The organism is Sulfitobacter sp. DSM 110093, from assembly GCF_022788715.1.
Taxonomy (GTDB): domain Bacteria; phylum Pseudomonadota; class Alphaproteobacteria; order Rhodobacterales; family Rhodobacteraceae; genus Sulfitobacter.
On record NZ_CP085167.1, the window covers coordinates 183,212 to 201,468 of the forward strand.

An 18,257-nucleotide genomic window follows, 5' to 3' on the forward strand; every position below is an offset into this window, starting at 1 on the left:
CAGAGCGGTTTCTTGCAAAACGCAGGCAATGCTTCGCCGGGCGCTCGTCAATCAGGAAAAGCGCGCTAAGTCTCAGGAAATACGGAAGTTATCGCCCAGATAGACACGGCGCACATTCTCGTTTTGCACAACTTCTTCGGGCGTTCCGGACATCAAAACCTTGCCTTCGTGCAAGATGTAGGCACGGTCTACGATCTCTAGGGTTTCGCGTACATTGTGGTCAGTAATCAGCACGCCGATGCCGCGTTTCTTAAGATCGGCGACCAATTGCCGGATGTCCCCAACAGAGATCGGATCGACCCCGGCGAAAGGTTCATCTAGCAACAAGTAACTGGGGTTGGCGGCCAGACAGCGGGCGATTTCGACGCGGCGACGTTCCCCCCCCGACAGCGCCAACGCGGGTGCGCGGCGCAGGTGTTCGATAGAAAATTCGGTCAGCAATTCTTCGAGCCGTTCACGGCGTTGGTGGCGGTGTTTGACCCGGATATCGAGGATTGCGCTAATGTTGTCCTGCACCGACAGGCCGCGAAAGATGCTCATTTCCTGCGGTAGATAACCGATGCCAAGCTGCGCGCGGCGATACATGGGCAGGGTGGTCACATCCTTGCCATCCACTGTCACGCGGCCACCTTCGGGCGTGACCAGCCCGGCCACGGCATAGAAAGTGGTTGTCTTGCCCGAGCCGTTTGGCCCCAAAAGCGCCACGACCTCACCGCGGTCAAGCTCCATCGAGAAATCGCGGATCACCGCTTTCTTGCGGTATGATTTACGCAGATGGCTGATCCGCAGGCCGGATTCGCCCTCGGCAACCTTGAGTTCAGGGGGCATCAGTTGGCGCTGCCGGGCTGCAGAATGGTTTTCACACGTCCCGACATCTGCGCCGTACCGCTGGTGAGGTTCACCGTCATTTCCTGCGCACTCAGCGCACTTGCGCCTTGGGTCATCAACACATCGCCACTCATTACCAAGGTGCCCGCATCGATGTCATAGTCGGCGCGCTGCGATTCAGCGGCGTCTGCGCCCGCAACCAAGACTACGCCGCCGGTCGCCTCAAGCTTGGCAATGCCCTGGTCCGCCGCACGATAGATCACCTGCACTTTGCCAGCGGAAAGCGTCATTTCACCTTGGGAAATCAGGACGTTACCAGTGAAAACTGCGGTGCCTGATGCATTATCAACCGATAGATTATCTGCGGTCACTTCGACAGGCAGGCTGGTATCTTGCTCTAACGCGCCAAAGGCCACGCTGGCCGATTGAGCAGAGACAGGGGCGGCCTGCAGCGCGAAAAGCAGCGGCAGCATCAAAATAAACAAGTGTCTCAAGGCAGTTACTCTTTCGTTGCTTGCGGCGTGTATATCAGTTTCACACCCTCGGTGAAAAGCAATTGCGAGCCGGCGCTGTTCTGCCGATTGGTGATTGCCATGCTTCCGGCGGTGATCTCGCCCGCCGGGCTGGTCGCTTTGACCGGGCCAGGCGATAGAAGATCTAGTGTAGTGAGGTTCGATGTCATCCGCTCAGAGAGGATCTGGTAGCCGGTCGAAGTGTTGATCTTCACATCACCTGCCAGTTCCGCTTCCTCTGCGCCGGTATCAAATCTGCCGCGGCTGGATTGAAGGGTGATCTTGGCGCCCCCCTCCAAGTCTAGTGTGGCCTCAAGGTCTACGGCTTCATTGGTGCCGCTTACGCCGCCGGGGGTTGTCAGCTTTTCGGCAGAGAATGAGATCAGATCGCCATCCGCCGTGGTGCCGGAATAGAAGGGCCCGGTGATCTGCTGATCCCGCAGACGTTCTTGCACTTCTTTATCCGCAAATGGGATCACCGCCTGCGGTTCAATCGCGCGCGACAGCAGGAACAGGGTCGACAGCAGCGCCAACGCGATCAGCGGAAAGAGCACTTTCAGCCAAGAAACAACGCGTGAGTGGCGATCGGCCTTCATCGCGCCTTAGCCCAGCCCGACGCGCAGGCAGTCATGGATATGCAGTAGGCCTAGCGGCATCTTGCCATCGTTTTGCGAGGGGTCCGTAACGATCAGGCAGGTGATCTTGCGGTTGTTCATTACGCCAACGGCTTTTTCTGCCAATTCTTCGGGGCCAATGGTGATTGGCGCGGAGGTCATGACTTCTTCCGCGGTCATGGTCATCAAACCGTCAAGGTGGCGCGCAAGGTCGCCCATGGTGATGATCCCCGATAGGGCACCAGCCTTATCCGTCACGCAGACCACGCCAAAGCCCTTGCGGCTGATCTCGCTCAGTGCGTCGGCCATTGGGGCATCGGCAGAGACCACGGGCAGCGCATCGCCTACATGCATCAAATCCGCCACACGGCTCAGCCTTGCACCCAGCTTGCCGCCGGGGTGGAAGTCGCGGAAATGCTCGGCAGTGAAGGCGCGGTTCTCCATCAGCGCCACGGCCACCGCATCGCCCATCGCCAGCGTTAGCGTGGTCGAGGTGGTTGGCACAACGCCGGTGCCGCAAGCCTCTGCCAGACGGGGCAGCTCCAGCACCACGTCGCTGTGGCGGCCCAAGCTGCTGTCGGGGCGGCTGGTGATGCCAATCAGCGGGATCGCATAGCGGCGTGAATAGGCGATGAGGTTGGCAAGCTCTGGCGCTTCGCCTGAATTGGAGATCGCCAGCACCACATCGGCTGCGGTGATCATGCCCAGATCGCCATGGCTCGCCTCCGCCGGATGCACAAATTGCGCGGGCGTGCCGGTAGAGGCCAACGTCGCTGCGATTTTGTTGCCGATATGGCCCGATTTACCGATGCCAGTAACGATGATGCGGCCCTTGCAGGCGCGCATCAGATCAACGGCGGCGCGAAAACGATCATCAAGGCTCTCGGCCAGCTGGATCAGCGCATCGGATTCGCATCGGATCACGCGGCGGGCGGTATCGAGGAAAGGTGTGTTCATGCGTGTGCGAAGATGTCCGTGTCCGGCCATCCCTCCAGATCCAGCTTGGCGCGCATCGGCAGGAAATCGAAACAGGCCTGCGCCATGTCCATCCGACCTTCGCGTATCAGGCGTTTGTTAAGTTCATCGCGCAGACGGTGCAGATACAGCACATCCGACGCGGCATAGTCGATCTGCGCTTGGGTCAGTTTTTCGGCCCCCCAATCGCTGGATTGCTGCTGTTTCGAGATGTCGACACTCAGCAGTTCTTGGCACAGCTTGGCCAGCCCGTGCCGGTCAGTATAGGTACGGATCAGGCGGCTTGCGATCTTGGTGCAATAGACCGGCGTCGCGGTGGCACCAAAGGTGTTGAGCATCGCGGCAATGTCGAACCGACCGTAGTGAAACAGTTTCAGCACATGCGGGTTTTCCAAAAGCGCACAAAGGTTCGGTGCTTCGGTCTGGCCCATGGCGACCTGCACCAGATGTGCATGCCCATCGCCGCCCGACAGTTGCACAACGCAAAGTCGGTCGCGGTGCGGGTGGAGGCCCATCGTCTCGCAATCAATGGCGACCATCGGCCCAAGGTCGAGGTCATCCGGCAGGTCATTCTGATAGAGGAAATTTGTCATGCCGTCGTCTATACCGCGCTTGCCCGCCATGGGAAAGCAGCGCTTTGCACAGGCTCAGCCCGTTGCCGAGGTGGCGGCTAAATCTTGCAAGGCGGGCTGGGGATAGCGGTGCAGCAATTGATCGACCAGCAGGTGGCATTGGTAGCCGGACCAATCGGGGCGGATCACCCCACCGGGCAGGGCGGGGTGTTTCAGAACCAAGCGCCGCCAGTTGTGCACGATAAGGCACCGCAGCACGGCAACTCCCAGTGCATCCATATGATGGACGCGGGTCAGTTCGTTTTCGGCTGTGCTCAGCGCAACGAGCAACGCGTCATATTCTGATGCAAGGTCCGCAGGCTCTACAGCGCGGCGCAGCCAATCGGGCGGGGTTTCTCCGCGCAGGGCAAGGCAGCCTTTGGGGGCCGTGCTATCGGCTCGCCCGACATAGGCGCGCGGCAGGGCGGGGATGAACCCAGAGGCGCGCAGGGCGGTATCCGTCTCGCGCCCGTTCTCTTCGGTCATCACCATCTGCCAAGGCTCTGACAGATCAGGTGGGGCGGCATAGATGCGCGGGCTGGCGGCCGCACTTTCCGCGCGACCCTGCGCGGTCAGGCTGTGCTGGCTGATCCGGCCCACTTTGTGGGACTGCAACCAGCCATCATTGCGCAGCCTGTGCAGCGCCACGCGGCTTGCCTCAGGTCGCACATCAAGTGCAGCCATAATGCTCGACAGCACCGGCCCGTCGATCGCATCACCATTTCCTTGGGCCAGATCGCCAAAGAGGCTGATCATCAATGACCAGACGCGTTGACCACCCAAACCCGCAAAAGCGGCAACGAGGGGGGCAGATTGCTCAGAGGGCATTCATCGTCAGCAGGTCGTATTCTGCGACCGCTTCCTCCCGTTGGTTGGTCAGGGTCACATGCCACCGCACCTCGCCATATTCTTCGTTGCGCGGGGTCTTGTGTTTGACAGTTAGCCGCACTTTCATGCTGTCCCCGGCAGAGACAGGTTCGAGGAAGCGAAGATTGTCGAGACCCGTATTGGCCAAAACGGGGCCGGGATCAGGCTGCACGAACAGGCCCGCAGCAAAGCTGAGCAACAGGTAGCCATGTGCCACGCGGCCCGGAAAGAACGGATTCGCGGCGGCGGCTTCGTCGTCCATATGTGCATAGAACGTGTCGCCGGTGAAATTGGCGAAGGTTTCGATATCTTCAAGCGAGATTTCGCGAGATTTGGAATAAAAGGTTTCGCCCAAGTCCAGCTCGGTGAAACGCCGGGTGAAAGGGTGATCGCGGTCGGTGATCTCTTCCGCGCCCGGCACCCATTGCTGACCGATGGCAGTCAGGATGTCGGGGCTGCCTTGTATGGCGGTGCGCTGCATGTAGTGCATCACGCCCCGAATGCCGCCCAGCTCTTCGCCGCCGCCTGCGCGGCCCGGCCCGCCGTGCACCATATGCGGCAGCGGGGAGCCGTGGCCCGTCGCCTCACCCATGGATTTGCGGTTGTTGAAGTAAAGCCGCCCGTGGAAGGCGGCGGAGCCCATGGTCAGTTCGCGCGCGACTTCGCCATCATTGGTGATGATGGAGGCGACGAGCGACCCTTGCCCTCGGTTCAAAAGCTGCGTGGCATGGGCCAGATCACGGTAGGGCATGAGGGTGGAAACAGGGCCGAAAGCCTCGGTGTCATGCACGCGCTCGGCTTTGTCTGGGTCGGCGCAGTGATACAGCATCGGCGGCAGGAAGGCGCCTTTGTCTTTGTCGGCGCCGTTGACGGTAAAGTTGTCGGGGTCGCCAAAGACGCGCTCGGCCTCTGCACCCAGCCGCGCGACTTTTTCTAGCACATCGCGCTTTTGGCTGTTCGAAACCAACGCTCCCATGCGGGTATTTTCATTGCGTGGGTCGCCGATGGTGGTCTTGGCAAGCCGTTCCGACAAAGCGGCGATCACGGCGTCGATCTGCGTTTCTGGAACCATCACGCGGCGGATCGCGGTGCATTTCTGACCTGCTTTGGCGGTCATCTCGCGCTGTACTTCTTTGACGAAAAGATCAAACTCCGGCGTGCCAGGGGCCGCATCGGGACCAAGGACCGATGCGTTAAGGCTGTCCTGCTCAGACGTGAAACGCACCGAGTTCTGCAGCAGTAAGGGATTGCTGCGCAGTTTCAGCGCAGTGTCGGCAGAGCCAGTGAAGGCCACGGCATCCTGACAATCAAGGTGGTCCAGCATATCGCCCAGACCGCCGCTGACCAGTTGCAGTGCGCCTTTCGGCAGCAGCCCGCTCTCCAGCATCAAGCGCACACAATGTTCGGTAACATAGCAGGTCGCGGTGGCGGGTTTGACGATGGCCGGAACGCCCGCGAGCAGGGTAGGGGCGAGTTTTTCAAGCATGCCCCAAACGGGGAAGTTGAAGGCGTTGATATGCACCGCGACGCCTTGCAACGGCGTGCAAATATGCCGCCCCATGAACTGCCCATCACGGCCTAACTGCTCGGGCGCGCCATCCAGATAGACATGCGCATCAGGCATCTCGCGCCGACCCTTGGAGGCGAAGACGAGCATCGTGCCAATGCCCCCGTCCACGTCGATCTTGTGATCAGAAAGGGTCGCCCCGGTGTCGTAGCTCAGATCATAAAGCGCCTGTTTATGCTCCATCAGATGCAGGGCCAGCGCCTTGAGCATCCGCGCGCGGTCATGGAAGGTCATCGCGCGCAAGGAAGGGCCGCCGTGCTCCCGGGCAAAGCCCAGCATCGCCTGCACATTCAGCGCATCGTTTCCGGCTTGGGCGATCACTTCGCCCGTGATGGCGCTGGCAATGTTGCGGGAACCGGCACCAGAGGCAAGCCATTCGCCCGCCGCAAAGCTTTGAATATCGCGCATGTTGGCTCCTTTAATGTGTGTCGTAGTCGATGGTGAGCGTGTCGCTCAGCGGGTAGCTTTGGCAGGTCAGCACATAGCCGCGCTCGACCTCGTAATCTTCCAAAGCGTGGTTCGAGATCATCTCGACCTCGCCATCAAGCACCTTGCCCATACAGGTCGAACAGACCCCGGCCTTGCAGGAAAACGGTGCTTCTTGCCCGTTCTCCAGCGCCGCTTCGAGTACCGATTGACCCTTTTGCATGGTGAAACTTCGCCGCGCCCCGTCGATGATGACAGTCACTTCGGTGCCGCTTTGGCCTTCGCTGCGCTTGGCCATTTCTTGTTTCGCCAGACGGCCTTGTTGGCTTTCACTAAAGAGTTCAAATTTGATTTGTTCGTCGCTTAGCCCGTTGGTCTTCAGCGCCTCGGCAATCGCTAGCATCATCGGCTCTGGGCCGCAAATGAAGGCGGTGTCGATATTGTCGATCTGAATCCAATGTTTAAACAGCGCATCGCATTTCGCCTGATCGATACGGCCCTCAAACAACTCCATGTCCTGACCGGATTCGAGGATATGGATAATCGTCAACCGCCCCATGTAGTGGTTTTTGAGATCTTCTAACTCTTCGCGGAACATGATCGTGTTCACCGCGCGGTTGGCATAGACCAGCGTGAAGGTCGAGTTCGGCTCGCGTTTGAGCACAGTCTTCAGGATCGATAGCACCGGGGTAACGCCCGATCCGCCCGCAAAACCAAGGTAATTCTTCGCCACCTCAGGCTCGATCGCCGTAAAGAATTTGCCCTGCGGCGGCATCGCGCGGAGCGTATCGCCGACCTTAAGCTCGGTATTGGCATAGGTCGAAAACGCGCCGCCATCTACACGTTTGATGCCGACCTTTAATTCGCCATCATCCAGCCCCGCGCAGATCGAGTAGTTGCGGCGCAGCTCGGTGCCGTCGAAGTCCTGCTTGAAGGTCAGGTATTGGCCTTGGGTAAAGGTAAAAGCTTCGGGGTTTTCCGGCTTCAGCGTCAGCACCACCGCATCGCGGATGGTGCGGTGGATATCAGTCACTAACAGGGGGTGAAACTGGCTCATCGGGGCCTCAGATACATTTGAAATAGTCGAAGGGTTCACGGCAGTCGCAGCAGCGCCATTGGGCCTTACAGGGGGTCGATCCGAACTGGCTGATCCGCTCCACCGCTTGGCTTTTGCAATGCGGGCAATGCCGCGGGCCGCCTGCTGGGCGCGGCGGCGCGATGCCGTAAGATTCCAGCTTGGCACGGCCAGTGTCACTCATCCAATCGGTGGTCCAAGGCGGAGAAAGCTGGCGTTTTAAGTCCAGATTTTCGATACCGTGGTCGCGCAGCGCCATCTCGATATCAAGGTTGATGATGCTGGTGGCCGGGCACCCCGAATAGGTCGGTGTGATGGTCACAACCAGAGTATCGCCGTCCCATTCCACATCGCGGATGATGCCGAGATCGGTAAGCGAAATGGCCGGGATCTCCGGGTCCGGGATCGCCGAAAGCCATGCCCAAACCGTCTCTAACGTGGGCTTTCCGGCCAACGCGGCACCGCGCGGGGCGGTATCGCGCACCACCCCCGGCACCGGCGCGGGGGCCGGGCGGCTGTGGGGGGCGGATTTCACCATGTGGCGTCCGGGTAGGCGCGTTGCAGCCATTGCATCTGCGTCAGCATATGGCCCAGATGTTCACTGTGACGCGCGCCGCTTTTCCCGCCCTTATGGGCAAAATCATCTTTGGGTTTGATCAGGGTCGCTGCAGCGAGCGTGTCGCCGACCAACTGGTCATAGCTCGCCCGCAGGCTGGCCGGATCAGGGGCGATGCCCGCATCTTTCATGGCAGCGTCCACATCATCGCCGAGGAACATTTCCCCCACATATGGCCAGAGCAGATCAAGCGCTGCCTGCATGCGGCGGTGGCTTTCCTCGGTCCCGTCGCCAAGGCCGATCACCGTATCGGAGGAACGTTCGAGGTGGTAGGTTACCTCCTTCGCGGATTTCTCGGCAATCGCCGCTATCTCTTTGTCGCTGGAATCGATCAGCGCGGTCAGTTGCGACAGATGCCAAGCGTCGAACAGGAACTGCCGCATCATTGTCTGACCAAAATCGCCATTGGGTTGTTCAACCAGCAGCACATTGCGAAAATCCCAGACATCGCGGTGAAAGGCGAGCTTGTCGGCATCGCGGCCTGCGCCTTCGACTTCACCCGCCATGCCCAGCCACAGCTGCGTTTGCCCGATCAGGTCGAGCGCCACATTGGCCAGCGCGATGTCTTCTTCCAGCACTGGGGCGGTGCCGCACCATTCCGAAACGCGGTGGCCCAGCACAAGGGCGCTATCCCCCATGCGACAGAGGAATTCGAATTTAGGGTTAACCGTGGTCACATTGCCCCCACTTCGTCGGGAATGTCGAAGAAGGTAGGGTGGCGGTAAACCTTGTCGTTCGCAGGTTCATAAAGCGCGCCTTTTTCCTCGGGAGAGGAGGCGGCGATGGCGCTGGCCTCGACCGCCCAGATGCTCACGCCTTCGTTGCGGCGGGTATAGACGTCGCGGGCGTTTTTGATGGCCATTTCCGCATCAGCAGCGTGTAAGCTGCCGACATGGCGGTGGCTTAACCCGTGCTGACCACGGATAAAGATTTCCCAAAGGGGCCATTCTGTTGACCGGGTTTTGCCATGCGGCGCGGCCTCGGTGCCTTTGTATTCGCTGGATTCAGGGCTGCTCATCTTGCTTACTCCGCTGCCATTTGTTTGCTGCGCTTCTTCTCGGCGTGGGCCAAAAGCCCCTCGCGTACCCAGCGGCCCTCGTCCCAAGCCTTGTTGCGCGCGGCCAGCCGTTCGGTGTTGCAGGGGCCATTGCCCTTGAGCACCTGAAAGAACTCTTCCCAATCCGGCTCAGCAAAGTCGTAGTGGCCGGTGTCCTCGTTAAACTTGAGGGTTTCATCGGGGATCGTGAGGCCGAGGTATTCCGCCTGCGGCACCGTCTCATCGACGAATTTCTGGCGCAGCTCATCGTTGGTGTTCATCTTGATTTTCCACGCCATCGACTGCGCGGAATGGACCGAGTCTTTGTCTGACGGGCCGAACATCATCAACGCCGGGAACCAGAAACGATTCAGCGCGTCTTGGGCCATTTTGCGCTGCGGCTCAGTGCCCTTGGCCATCTTCATCATGATGTCGAAGCCTTGGCGCTGGTGAAAGGATTCCTCTTTGCAAATCCGCACCATCGCGCGGGCATAAGGGCCATAAGAGGTCCGTTGCAGCGGTACTTGGTTCATGATCGCGGCACCGTCGACAAGCCAACCAACAGCGCCCATGTCGGCCCATGTCAGCGTGGGGTAGTTGAATATCGACGAGTACTTCATCTTGCCCGACAGCAGGTCGCGGGTCATCTGGTCGCGAGTGACGCCCAGCGTTTCCGCCGCGCAATAGAGGTAGAGACCGTGGCCTGCCTCATCCTGTACCTTGGCCAACAGGATCGCCTTGCGCTCCAGTGTCGGCGCGCGGGTGATCCAGTTGCCTTCCGGCAATTGGCCGACGATCTCGGAATGCGCGTGCTGACCGATCTGGCGGACCAGGTTTTTGCGATAGCCCTCGGGCATCCAGTCCTTGGGTTCAATTTTGCCGCCCGCGTCGATACGCTCCTGAAAGGCGCGCTCTTCGGGGTCCATCTCGTCGAGGGATTTGATGCCCTTGCCGGTGGATTTGATCATCTGTGCATACATCGGTCTGTTCCTTTCTCGGAAAGAAGTCTCAGCCTGCGTTTTCGAGGATCAGTGCAACGCCCTGACCCACGCCCACACACATTGTACATAGCGCGTATTTGCCGCCCGTCCGCTTGAGCTGCAGCGCCGCCGTCATCACGAGACGTGCACCAGACATGCCCAGCGGGTGGCCGATGGCGATAGCACCGCCGTTGGCGTTTACATGGGGCGCGTCATCCGCCACGCCGAGCGCGCGAAGGGTGGCGAGGCCTTGGGAGGCGAAAGCCTCATTGAGTTCGATCACGTCCATCTGTTCGATGGTCAGGCCCGCGCGGTCCAGCACTTTGCGCACCGCGGGGATCGGGCCGATGCCCATGACGCGCGGCTCGACACCTGCGGCAGACATGGCAACAACGCGGGCGATGGGGGTGAGGCCGTGATCTTTCACGCCTGCCTCAGAGGCCAGCAGCATCGCTGCCGCGCCATCGTTGACGCCCGAGGCATTGCCCGCGGTGACAGTCAGGTCAGCGCCATTGATGCCGCGCAGCTTGGCGAGTTTTTCCAGCGTGGAGCCGGGGCGGGGGTGCTCGTCGCGGTCGACGATCACGTCGTCGCCTTTGCGCTGTGGGATCGTGACGGGGGTAATTTCCTCGGCAAAGAGGCCCTTTTCATCCGCCTCTGCCCAGCGTTGCTGGCTGCGCGCGGCAAAAGCGTCTTGGTCCTCGCGCGACACGTCATGGTCGGCGGCGACGTTGTCGGCGGTTTCGGGCATGGAATCCACGCCGAACTGCGCCTTCATCTTGGGGTTCACAAAGCGCCAGCCGATGGTGGTGTCATAAACGGTATTGCTGCGCGAAAACGCGGTTTCGGCCTTGGGCATCACGAAGGGCGCGCGCGACATGCTTTCAATCCCGCCAGCGATGGCCAGATCCATATCACCGGCGCGGATCGCGCGGGCGGCGGCACCTACGGCATCCATGCCGCTGGCGCAAAGGCGGTTGATCGTCGCGCCGGGTACATCGACGGGCAGGCCTGCCAGCAGGGCGGCCATGCGCGCGACGTTGCGGTTGTCTTCGCCCGCTTGGTTGGCACACCCCATGATGACATCATCGACCCGCGCCCAATCCACCGATGGGTTCCGCTCCATCAGCGCCTTCAGCGGGATCGCGGCCAGATCGTCGGCGCGAACCGAAGAGAGGGCGCCGCCGTAACGGCCAATGGGGGTGCGCTGCGCGTCGCAGATGAATGCCTGCATGGGGGTACTCCTGTTGTTGCCCTGCAATTTACACATCGCGGCGATTCGTTTCAATCAAAATGTTACGGAATGCATCCATGAATTATATTTCGGTAACACGTCATTGGGCAAATGGGCATGCTGTGGCTCCGGGCCCGCGCCGCATGGAGTGGGGATGAGACGCCGGATCGCGAGAGAATAAAAAAAGGCCGCCCTTGGGTAAGGACAGCCTTTGGTATCTTCAGAAATGCAAAGCGAGGGGGCTTAGTAATCCACGCCGCGCTGCGCTTTGATGCCAGCTTTGAACGGGTGTTTGACCTCGGACATCTCGGTCACCAGATCGGCATAGTCGCAAAGCTCGGGCCGGGCGTCGCGGCCTGTCAGCACCACGGCTGTGCGTTTGTCGCGGCCATCAAGCCCAGCGATCACGTCTTCGATCTTGAGGTATTCATAGCGGATGGCGATGTTGATCTCATCCATCACCACAAGGTCATACTCCCCGCTCGCCATCATCTCACGTGCCTTGCCAAACGCGGCTTCGGCGGCGGCGATATCGCGGTTGCGGTCTTGGGTATCCCACGTGAACCCTTCGCCCATCGTGTGCCATGTCACCTCGTCCAGCTGTTCAAAGAACAGCCGTTCGCCGGTCTTCCATTTGCCCTTGATGAACTGCACCACACCGACGCGCTGTTTCCAGCCAAGCGCGCGCACCACGACTCCGAAAGCAGAGGAGGATTTGCCCTTGCCCGGCCCGGTATGGACCAGTACCAGCCCCTTTTCCGGGTCTTGCAGTTCGGCCACCTTGGCGCGCTGCTCGGCCTGACGCTGCTGCATCTTTTCCTTGTGGTCTTGCGGATCCGCGTCGCTCATCGGTCATCTCCTCTATCCGGTTTCGGGGCACCATAGGGAGAGGATTGGTCAGGCGAAAGCCCGCAATGAATCACGCCTTGGGATCGGTGACAGACCGTGCTTTGCCGCGTTCCATCCCCAGCTGCCGCTCGCGCCAGATCACCAGCGCGCCCGCGCTGATCACCAGCGCCGCGCCCGCCAGCATCATCATCGTCGGCAGTTCTGCGAAAAAGACATAGCCCAGCACGATGGCAAAAAGCATCGAGGTATAGTCATAGGGCGCGAGCATTGAAGCCGAGCCAAAACGATAGGCCGAGGTGATCAAAATTTGCGCCACCCCGCCGATCAACCCGGCGAGAACCAGCAGGCCGAAGGTTTGCAGGTCGGGCATTACCCAGCCAAAGGGCAGGGTGAAAAGCGCCAGGATCGACGCGGTGGCCGAGAAATAGAACACGATCGCCGCCGTGTCTTCGTTCTGCACCAATTGCCGGATGTGAATCTGCACGAGGCTGCGCACCATTGTCGCCATCAGGATCAGCAGCGCGCCAATGGTGGCCGTCTGCTCCATCGTGCCGATGTTGGTAAAACGCGGCCAAAGGATGATCATCACCCCGACCAGCCCGATCGCCACGGCACTCACGCGGATCAGGCGGATTTTTTCACCCAGCAACACGGCGGCGAGGATGACGGTAAAGATCGGTGTGGCAAAGCCGATGGCGGTGACCTCGGGCAGGGGCAGCAGGCCAAGGCCGGTAAAGGTCAGCCCCATCGCCGTGGTGCCGAACAGCCCGCGCCAGACATGGCCCATCGGGTTTTGCGTCTTCAGCCCGCTTTTCAATTTACCGCGTTGCGCCAGCCAGATCAGGATCACCGGAATGGCAAAGAAGGATCGAAAGAAGACAGACTCGCCCGCTGGCACGTCGTCGGCCAGCGATTTGATGATCGCAGACATGCAGGTGAAAAGCAGGATCGCCGTGATCTTCAGCCCGACGCCAAGGGCGGGGCGGGCGGAGAAATCATCGACTTTCATACTCTGGTCCTCATGCTTCGGGGCCGATCCGCCCGCGATTGGTGCCGATCTGCCCGCGGTGCAGCAGCAGGTGATCCAGCAGCACGCAGGCCATCATCGCCTCGCCCACCGGCACGGCGCGAATGCCGACGCAAGGATCATGGCGGCCCTTGGTGATGATCTCGGTCTCTTCGCCTTGTTTGGTGATGGTGCGCCGCGTGGTCAGGATGCTTGAGGTCGGCTTCACCGCGAAACGCACCACGACATCCTGCCCGGTGCTGATCCCGCCCAAGATACCGCCCGCATGGTTGGAGGAATACTCCGGCCCCTCTGGCCCCATGGTGATCTCATCCGCGTTCAGCTCGCCGGTCAGCATCGCAGCTGACATTCCTTCGCCGATTTCCACGCCTTTGACGGCATTGATGCTCATCATCGCGGCGGCCAGATCGGTGTCGAGCTTGCCATAGACCGGCGCGCCAATGCCCGCAGGCACGCCGCGCGCGGTGACTTCGATGATCGCACCCACGCTGCTGCCCGATTTGCGCAGCCCGTCGAGGTACTCGGCCCAGTCGCCTGCCGCCTTGGCGTCGGGCACCCAAAACGGGTTCTGGTCGATCTGGTCCCAGTCAAAGGCATCCCGGTCGATCTTATGCGGACCCATCTGCACCATATAGCCGGTGATCTGCAGGTTCGGGGCCAGCACCTTGATAGCCTCACGCGCCAGTCCACCCGCCGCCACCCGCGCCGCCGTTTCACGGGCCGAGGAACGCCCACCTCCGCGATAGTCACGGATGCCGTATTTCTGGAAATAGGTGATGTCGGCATGACCGGGGCGGAACTTGTCTTTGATGTCGCCGTAGTCTTTCGAGCGTTGATCGGTGTTTTCGATCATCAACTGGATCGGCGTGCCGGTGGTGACCCCTTCGAAGGTGCCCGACAGGATCCGTACCTCATCCGCCTCACGCCGCTGCGTGGTGTATTTGTTCTGGCCCGGTTTACGCTTGTCCAGCCACTGTTGGATCATGCCCTCGTCAATCGGCACGCCGGGGGGGCATCCGTCGATGGTCGCACCAAGGGCGGGCCCGTGGCTCTCGCCCCATGTGGTGACCCGGTAAAGATGGCCAAAGCTGTTGATCGACATGGGCGGACCTCCTGTTGTCAAACCCTTAGCCGGGGCAGCGCCCTGCCTCAAGGGGATTTGCCTTGCCAATTGTGCAGGTCCGATCTACCCCTAACGCTACCTCGGGGGGCCTTTGGGCTGAGATGTACGTGTTGTGCGGACCCGTTGAACCTGAACCGGTTAACACCGGCGGAGGGAAGGTCAGGACAGACATCCACCTTTTACCTTTCGCCGCAAAAGGAGGATGCAATGAAGTATCTTACACTTGCTGCGGGCGTCTTGGGCGCATCGGCTGCATGGGCCGAAACGCCTGAATTGACGGTCTATACCTACGACAGTTTCGTCACCGAATGGGGCCCTGGCCCGGCGATCGAAGAGGGGTTCGAGGCAGAATGCGGCTGCGACCTGAAATTCGTCGGCATGGGCGATGGCGCGGCACTGCTGGCGCGGCTCAAGCTTGAGGGCGCACGCTCTGACGCGGATATCGTGCTGGGGCTCGACACCAGCCTTGTCGCGGCGGCGAAGGAGACTGAGCTGTTCGCGCCGAGCGGGTTGCAGGCTGACTATGATCTGCCGATCACTTGGGAAGATGAGGTATTCGTCCCCTACGACTGGGGCTATTTCGCCTTTGTGCATGGCGCGGACCTTTCCGCGCCCGCGCCCACTGACTTCAAAGCGCTGGCCGAGAGTGATCTGAAGATCGTCATTCAAGACCCGCGCTCCTCAACCCCCGGTCTGGGTCTGTTGATGTGGGTCAAAGCGGCTTATGGCGATGAAGCGCCCGACGTTTGGGCAGGGCTGGCGGATAACGTCGTGACCGTCACCAAGGGCTGGTCCGAGGCTTACGGCCTGTTCCTCGAAGGCGAGGCCGACATGGTGCTGAGCTACACGACATCCCCCGCCTATCACCTGATCGCAGAGGAGGACGACAGCAAGACAGCCGCGCTGTTTGACGAAGGCCACTACATGCAGATCGAAGTGGCAGGGAAGCTTGCGGGGTCGGATCAGCCGGATCTGGCGGATCGGTTTTTGCAATACCTCGTTTCTGATGCCGCGCAATCGGTGCTGCCGACGACCAACTGGATGTACCCCGCCGTGACGCCCGAAGGCGGTCTGCCCGAAGGGTTTGAGGGCATGATCCAGCCCGGCAAGGCGCTGTTGGTGCCGAACGGCGACGTTCCCGCGCTCCGTGAAGAGGCTTTGGACGAATGGCTGACCGCGCTGTCGCGTTAAGCGGCAAGACGGGGCTTTTCGCCGCCGCACTGGTCGCGGGGCTGATCCTTGCCGCCTTGGTCGCTGTCTTCACGGCAGCCGATGTGGGTGCGGGGCTTGGTCCGGCGGATTGGGCGGCGGTGCGGTTTACCGCGACGCAGGCAGTCTGGTCAGCAGTGCTCTCGGTGCTGCTGGCCGTGCCGGTGGCGCGGGCGCTGGCGCGGCGGCGGTTTTGGGGGCGCGGGGCGCTGATCACCCTGCTCGGCGCGCCGTTTATTCTGCCGGTGATCGTGGCGGTGTTGGGGCTGCTGACGGTCTTTGGCCGCTCGGGCGTGCTGAACCAATTTGGCGCGGCGCTTGGCCTGCCGCCCGTGTCGATCTACGGGCTGCATGGCGTCGTTTTGGCCCATGTTTTCTTTAATCTTCCGCTGGCGACACGGCTTTTGTTGCAAGGCTGGCAGGGCATCCCGTCCGAGCGGTTTCGACTGGCCGGGCAGCTGCAGATGACGCCGCGGGCGCTGTTTCTGGCACTGGAATGGCCGATGCTGCGGCAAGTTTTACCCGGCGTGGCGGCGCTGATCTTCGTGATTTGTCTGACCAGTTTTGCCGTGGCGCTGACATTGGGCGGCGGGCCACGTGCGACGACGATTGAACTGGCGATCTATCAGGCATTTCGGTTTGATTTTGACCTTGGGCGGGCGGCGCTTTTGTCAGTGGTGCAGCTTGTTCTGGCTGGCGCTGCGGCGGTTGCGGCGCTTTGGCTGATCCCGCCGATCAGCATGGGCGGCGGGTTGGACCGCCCCCTGCGCCGCTGGGATGCGCTGGGCGGAGGGCAACGGGTGTTGGACGGGGGCGTGATTACGGTTGCCGCCTTGTTTTTACTGCTGCCGCTGGGGGCCGTAGTGCTGCGCGGATTGGTAGGTTTGGGGCAACTGCCGCCTTCAGTGTGGCAAGCTACATTGAACAGCATTCTGGTGGCGGGCCTCAGCGTGATGGTACTCGCCGCACTGGCCCTGCCGATGGCAGGTTGGATCGCCACCCGGCGGCGCGGCGGGGTTGAGGCGATTGGCCTGATGGGGCTGGCCGCCTCGCCGCTGATGATCGGCACGGGCTGGTTCATTCTGATTAACCCAGTGCTTGACCCGGCGCGGCTGAGCCTCCCCGTTACGGCCCTCGTGAACGCGCTGATGGCGTTGCCCTTCGTGCTGCGCATTCTGGTGCCGCGCCTGCGCGAGACGTTGCAGGATTATGGCCCGCTGACGCAGACCCTCGGCATGAATGGTTGGGCGCTTTGGCGTCTGTTGGTCCTGCCGCGCTTGCGCCCGCAGCTGGGCTTTGCCGCCGGACTGACCGGGGCGCTTTCGGTGGGTGACCTCGGCGTGATCGCGCTGTTCGCCGATCAGGACCGTGCGACGCTGCCCTTGCAAATGTACCGTCTGATGGGCGCTTACCGGATGGAGGCCGCGGCGGGCGCGGCGCTGCTTCTGCTGATCTTGGCGCTGGCGGTGTTTTTCATCTGCGACAAATGGGGGCGCTGGCATGCTGACGCTTGAGGGAATGCGCATCGAGCGGGGCGATTTCAGCCTCTCTGCCGATATGACGCTCGCACCGGGGCGCAGCTACGCCGTGATCGGTCCCTCCGGGTCGGGCAAGTCGACGTTGTTGGCGGCGATTTGCGGTTTTGTGCCAGTGGCGGCGGGGCGGTTGTTGCGGGAGGGGGTGGAGATCACGGATCAACATCCCGGCCAGCGCGGCATGACGATGCTGTTTCAAGATAATAACCTGTTTCCCCATCTCACCGTGCGTCAGAACGTCGGGCTTGGTCTGCGCCCCGACCTTCGTCTGAAGGCGGCGGATCGAGAGGCGATTGATGCCGCCCTCTCGCGGGTGGGGCTGAGCGATCACGCCGCCAAACGCCCCGGCGCTTTGTCCGGTGGCCAGCAAAGCCGCGTGGCGCTGGCGCGGGTGCTGGTGCAGGCGCGGCCTTGGGTGTTGTTGGATGAACCTTTTGCCGCGCTCGGCCCCGCGTTGAGGGTCGAGATGCTGGACTTGGTCCAAGACCTCGCCCGAGAGACTGGGGCGGGGCTGATCATGGTGACCCATGCGCCGGATGACGTGCGCCGCATCGCGGATGAGGTGATCTTTGTCGAAGGCGGGCGTGCCCATGCGCCGGGGCCGGCGGCGGAATTGCTCGACAACCCGCCACCGGCCTTGCGTGCCTATCTGGGCTAGGCTGCGGAAATTTTTGAAATTTCCGGGGCGTTTTCTTTTGAAGAAAACACCTCCAGCGCTTGGGTCATGCCAAGCGCGGCTTGCGCGGCCTCGCGCCCTTTGGTCACGAAATGCTCGCGGTAGATCGCGTTGTGATGGTCGGTTTCCTGATAGTGATGCGGGGTCAGCGAGACTGACAGCACCGGAAGGTCGCAGTCCAGCCCCACGCGCATCAGCCCATCGACAACCGTCTGGGCCACGAAGTCATGACGGTAGATACCGCCATCCACCACGAAGGCCGCACAGATCACGGCGTCATAGCGCCCCGTCTTGGCCAAGCGCTGTGCCATAAGCGGCAATTCAAAGGCGCCGGGAACGGCAAAGCTGTCGACCTGCGCCGCGTCGATAACTTCGGTAAATCCGTCATAGGCGCGGTCGACGATATCCGCATGCCAACTTGCGCGCACAAAGGCGAAACGGGCGGAACGATCTTGTGTCATTGTGATCTCCTTTAGGTTCAGACACGTCCACCCAAG

Annotated in this window: 20 protein-coding genes and 1 riboswitch; of the genes, 3 read left to right on the top strand and 17 right to left on the bottom strand. The window is 61.2% G+C overall.

Going from position 1 to position 18,257, the window contains the following annotated elements:
• Positions 1-72: 72 nt before the first annotated feature.
• The 16 genes from lptB to aroC form a co-directional block, all read right to left on the bottom strand.
• Positions 73-831 carry an LPS export ABC transporter ATP-binding protein gene (lptB, locus tag DSM110093_RS00870; protein ID WP_243267747.1) on the bottom strand — a complete coding sequence of 253 codons (759 nt, stop codon included), beginning with the start codon at positions 829-831 and terminating at the stop codon, positions 73-75.
• The gene (gene lptA / locus DSM110093_RS00875) at positions 828-1,322 is read right to left on the bottom strand and encodes a lipopolysaccharide transport periplasmic protein LptA (protein ID WP_243266279.1); all 495 of its coding nucleotides are present in this window, start codon (positions 1,320-1,322) and stop codon (positions 828-830) included. Before lptA ends, lptB begins: the two co-directional genes overlap by 4 nt.
• Positions 1,323-1,327: 5 nt before the next feature.
• Positions 1,328-1,936 (bottom strand): LPS export ABC transporter periplasmic protein LptC, encoded by a 609-nt coding sequence (gene lptC, locus DSM110093_RS00880; protein WP_243266280.1) that lies wholly within the window; start codon positions 1,934-1,936, stop codon positions 1,328-1,330.
• 6 nt (positions 1,937-1,942) lie between these two features.
• Positions 1,943-2,911 (bottom strand): KpsF/GutQ family sugar-phosphate isomerase, encoded by a 969-nt coding sequence (locus DSM110093_RS00885; protein ID WP_243266281.1) that lies wholly within the window; start codon positions 2,909-2,911, stop codon positions 1,943-1,945.
• Entirely contained in the window at positions 2,908-3,522 is a 615-nt protein-coding gene (locus tag DSM110093_RS00890; protein ID WP_243266282.1) for a ribonuclease D, read from the bottom strand. The genes DSM110093_RS00885 and DSM110093_RS00890 overlap by 4 nt, the downstream gene beginning before the upstream one ends.
• Before the next feature lie 54 nt (positions 3,523-3,576).
• Entirely contained in the window at positions 3,577-4,368 is a 792-nt protein-coding gene (locus DSM110093_RS00895; RefSeq protein ID WP_243266283.1) for a PaaX family transcriptional regulator C-terminal domain-containing protein, read from the bottom strand.
• A complete protein-coding gene (paaZ, locus tag DSM110093_RS00900; RefSeq protein ID WP_243266284.1) occupies positions 4,358-6,382 on the bottom strand; it encodes a phenylacetic acid degradation bifunctional protein PaaZ in 2,025 nt (674 codons plus the stop codon). Before paaZ ends, DSM110093_RS00895 begins: the two co-directional genes overlap by 11 nt.
• A 10-nt stretch (positions 6,383-6,392) precedes the next feature.
• A complete protein-coding gene (locus tag DSM110093_RS00905; protein ID WP_243266285.1) occupies positions 6,393-7,457 on the bottom strand; it encodes a 2Fe-2S iron-sulfur cluster-binding protein in 1,065 nt (354 codons plus the stop codon).
• Positions 7,458-7,464: 7 nt separating this feature from the next.
• Entirely contained in the window at positions 7,465-8,013 is a 549-nt protein-coding gene (gene paaD, locus DSM110093_RS00910; RefSeq protein ID WP_243266286.1) for a 1,2-phenylacetyl-CoA epoxidase subunit PaaD, read from the bottom strand.
• On the bottom strand, positions 8,007-8,729 hold the full coding sequence (gene paaC, locus DSM110093_RS00915; RefSeq protein ID WP_243267748.1) for a 1,2-phenylacetyl-CoA epoxidase subunit PaaC: 723 nt from the start codon (positions 8,727-8,729) through the stop codon (positions 8,007-8,009). Before paaC ends, paaD begins: the two co-directional genes overlap by 7 nt.
• Positions 8,730-8,764: 35 nt before the next feature.
• Positions 8,765-9,109: a 1,2-phenylacetyl-CoA epoxidase subunit PaaB gene (gene paaB / locus DSM110093_RS00920; protein WP_243266287.1), complete on the bottom strand. Its 345-nt coding sequence runs from the start codon at positions 9,107-9,109 to the stop codon at positions 8,765-8,767.
• 5 nt (positions 9,110-9,114) lie between these two features.
• Complete coding sequence (gene paaA, locus DSM110093_RS00925) at positions 9,115-10,107, bottom strand: 1,2-phenylacetyl-CoA epoxidase subunit PaaA (RefSeq protein ID WP_243266288.1); 993 nt, start codon at positions 10,105-10,107, stop codon at positions 9,115-9,117.
• A gap of 28 nt (positions 10,108-10,135) precedes the next feature.
• Positions 10,136-11,341, bottom strand: a complete 1,206-nt coding sequence (gene pcaF / locus DSM110093_RS00930) for a 3-oxoadipyl-CoA thiolase (protein ID WP_243266289.1) — start codon at positions 11,339-11,341, stop codon at positions 10,136-10,138.
• A gap of 243 nt (positions 11,342-11,584) precedes the next feature.
• On the bottom strand, positions 11,585-12,190 hold the full coding sequence (cobO, locus tag DSM110093_RS00935) for a cob(I)yrinic acid a,c-diamide adenosyltransferase (RefSeq protein WP_243266290.1): 606 nt from the start codon (positions 12,188-12,190) through the stop codon (positions 11,585-11,587).
• Positions 12,191-12,260: 70 nt separating this feature from the next.
• On the bottom strand, positions 12,261-13,199 hold the full coding sequence (locus DSM110093_RS00940) for a DMT family transporter (RefSeq protein WP_243266291.1): 939 nt from the start codon (positions 13,197-13,199) through the stop codon (positions 12,261-12,263).
• Positions 13,200-13,209: 10 nt separating this feature from the next.
• On the bottom strand, positions 13,210-14,319 hold the full coding sequence (gene aroC / locus DSM110093_RS00945; RefSeq protein WP_243266292.1) for a chorismate synthase: 1,110 nt from the start codon (positions 14,317-14,319) through the stop codon (positions 13,210-13,212).
• 92 nt (positions 14,320-14,411) lie between these two features.
• Positions 14,412-14,513, top strand: a riboswitch (TPP riboswitch).
• 34 nt (positions 14,514-14,547) lie between these two features.
• Between aroC and thiB the strand changes: the two genes are divergently transcribed.
• Genes thiB through DSM110093_RS00960 form a run of 3 tightly spaced genes read left to right on the top strand, consistent with a single transcriptional unit; the run spans position 14,548 to position 17,742 of the window.
• Positions 14,548-15,531: a thiamine ABC transporter substrate binding subunit gene (thiB, locus tag DSM110093_RS00950; RefSeq protein ID WP_243266293.1), complete on the top strand. Its 984-nt coding sequence runs from the start codon at positions 14,548-14,550 to the stop codon at positions 15,529-15,531.
• A complete protein-coding gene (locus DSM110093_RS00955; RefSeq protein WP_243266294.1) occupies positions 15,507-17,063 on the top strand; it encodes a thiamine/thiamine pyrophosphate ABC transporter permease ThiP in 1,557 nt (518 codons plus the stop codon). Before thiB ends, DSM110093_RS00955 begins: the two co-directional genes overlap by 25 nt.
• Positions 17,050-17,742, top strand: coding sequence for an ATP-binding cassette domain-containing protein (locus DSM110093_RS00960; protein WP_243266295.1), 693 nt, complete (start codon positions 17,050-17,052; stop codon positions 17,740-17,742). The genes DSM110093_RS00955 and DSM110093_RS00960 overlap by 14 nt, the downstream gene beginning before the upstream one ends.
• Here DSM110093_RS00960 and DSM110093_RS00965 read toward each other — a convergent pair.
• On the bottom strand, positions 17,739-18,221 hold the full coding sequence (locus DSM110093_RS00965; protein ID WP_243266296.1) for a 6,7-dimethyl-8-ribityllumazine synthase: 483 nt from the start codon (positions 18,219-18,221) through the stop codon (positions 17,739-17,741). The genes DSM110093_RS00960 and DSM110093_RS00965 overlap by 4 nt on opposite strands.
• Between the last annotated feature and the right edge of the window lie 36 nt (positions 18,222-18,257).

What these genes read in the sequence shown, in the direction of transcription:
- lptC (WP_243266280.1), bottom strand. Translation starts at nt 1,936, where the DNA reads ATGAAGGCCGATCGCCACTCACGCGTTGTTTCTTGGCTGAAAGTGCTC.
- DSM110093_RS00885 (WP_243266281.1), bottom strand. Translation starts at nt 2,911, where the DNA reads ATGAACACACCTTTCCTCGATACCGCCCGCCGCGTGATCCGATGCGAA.
- DSM110093_RS00890 (WP_243266282.1), bottom strand. Translation starts at nt 3,522, where the DNA reads ATGACAAATTTCCTCTATCAGAATGACCTGCCGGATGACCTCGACCTT.
- DSM110093_RS00895 (WP_243266283.1), bottom strand. Translation starts at nt 4,368, where the DNA reads ATGCCCTCTGAGCAATCTGCCCCCCTCGTTGCCGCTTTTGCGGGTTTG.
- paaZ (WP_243266284.1), bottom strand. Translation starts at nt 6,382, where the DNA reads ATGCGCGATATTCAAAGCTTTGCGGCGGGCGAATGGCTTGCCTCTGGT.
- DSM110093_RS00905 (WP_243266285.1), bottom strand. Translation starts at nt 7,457, where the DNA reads ATGAGCCAGTTTCACCCCCTGTTAGTGACTGATATCCACCGCACCATC.
- paaD (WP_243266286.1), bottom strand. Translation starts at nt 8,013, where the DNA reads ATGGTGAAATCCGCCCCCCACAGCCGCCCGGCCCCCGCGCCGGTGCCG.
- paaC (WP_243267748.1), bottom strand. Translation starts at nt 8,729, where the DNA reads ATGGGGGATAGCGCCCTTGTGCTGGGCCACCGCGTTTCGGAATGGTGC.
- paaB (WP_243266287.1), bottom strand. Translation starts at nt 9,109, where the DNA reads ATGAGCAGCCCTGAATCCAGCGAATACAAAGGCACCGAGGCCGCGCCG.
- paaA (WP_243266288.1), bottom strand. Translation starts at nt 10,107, where the DNA reads ATGTATGCACAGATGATCAAATCCACCGGCAAGGGCATCAAATCCCTC.
- pcaF (WP_243266289.1), bottom strand. Translation starts at nt 11,341, where the DNA reads ATGCAGGCATTCATCTGCGACGCGCAGCGCACCCCCATTGGCCGTTAC.
- cobO (WP_243266290.1), bottom strand. Translation starts at nt 12,190, where the DNA reads ATGAGCGACGCGGATCCGCAAGACCACAAGGAAAAGATGCAGCAGCGT.
- DSM110093_RS00940 (WP_243266291.1), bottom strand. Translation starts at nt 13,199, where the DNA reads ATGAAAGTCGATGATTTCTCCGCCCGCCCCGCCCTTGGCGTCGGGCTG.
- aroC (WP_243266292.1), bottom strand. Translation starts at nt 14,319, where the DNA reads ATGTCGATCAACAGCTTTGGCCATCTTTACCGGGTCACCACATGGGGC.
- thiB (WP_243266293.1), top strand. Translation starts at nt 14,548, where the DNA reads ATGAAGTATCTTACACTTGCTGCGGGCGTCTTGGGCGCATCGGCTGCA.
- DSM110093_RS00955 (WP_243266294.1), top strand. Translation starts at nt 15,507, where the DNA reads ATGGCTGACCGCGCTGTCGCGTTAAGCGGCAAGACGGGGCTTTTCGCC.
- DSM110093_RS00960 (WP_243266295.1), top strand. Translation starts at nt 17,050, where the DNA reads ATGCTGACGCTTGAGGGAATGCGCATCGAGCGGGGCGATTTCAGCCTC.
- DSM110093_RS00965 (WP_243266296.1), bottom strand. Translation starts at nt 18,221, where the DNA reads ATGACACAAGATCGTTCCGCCCGTTTCGCCTTTGTGCGCGCAAGTTGG.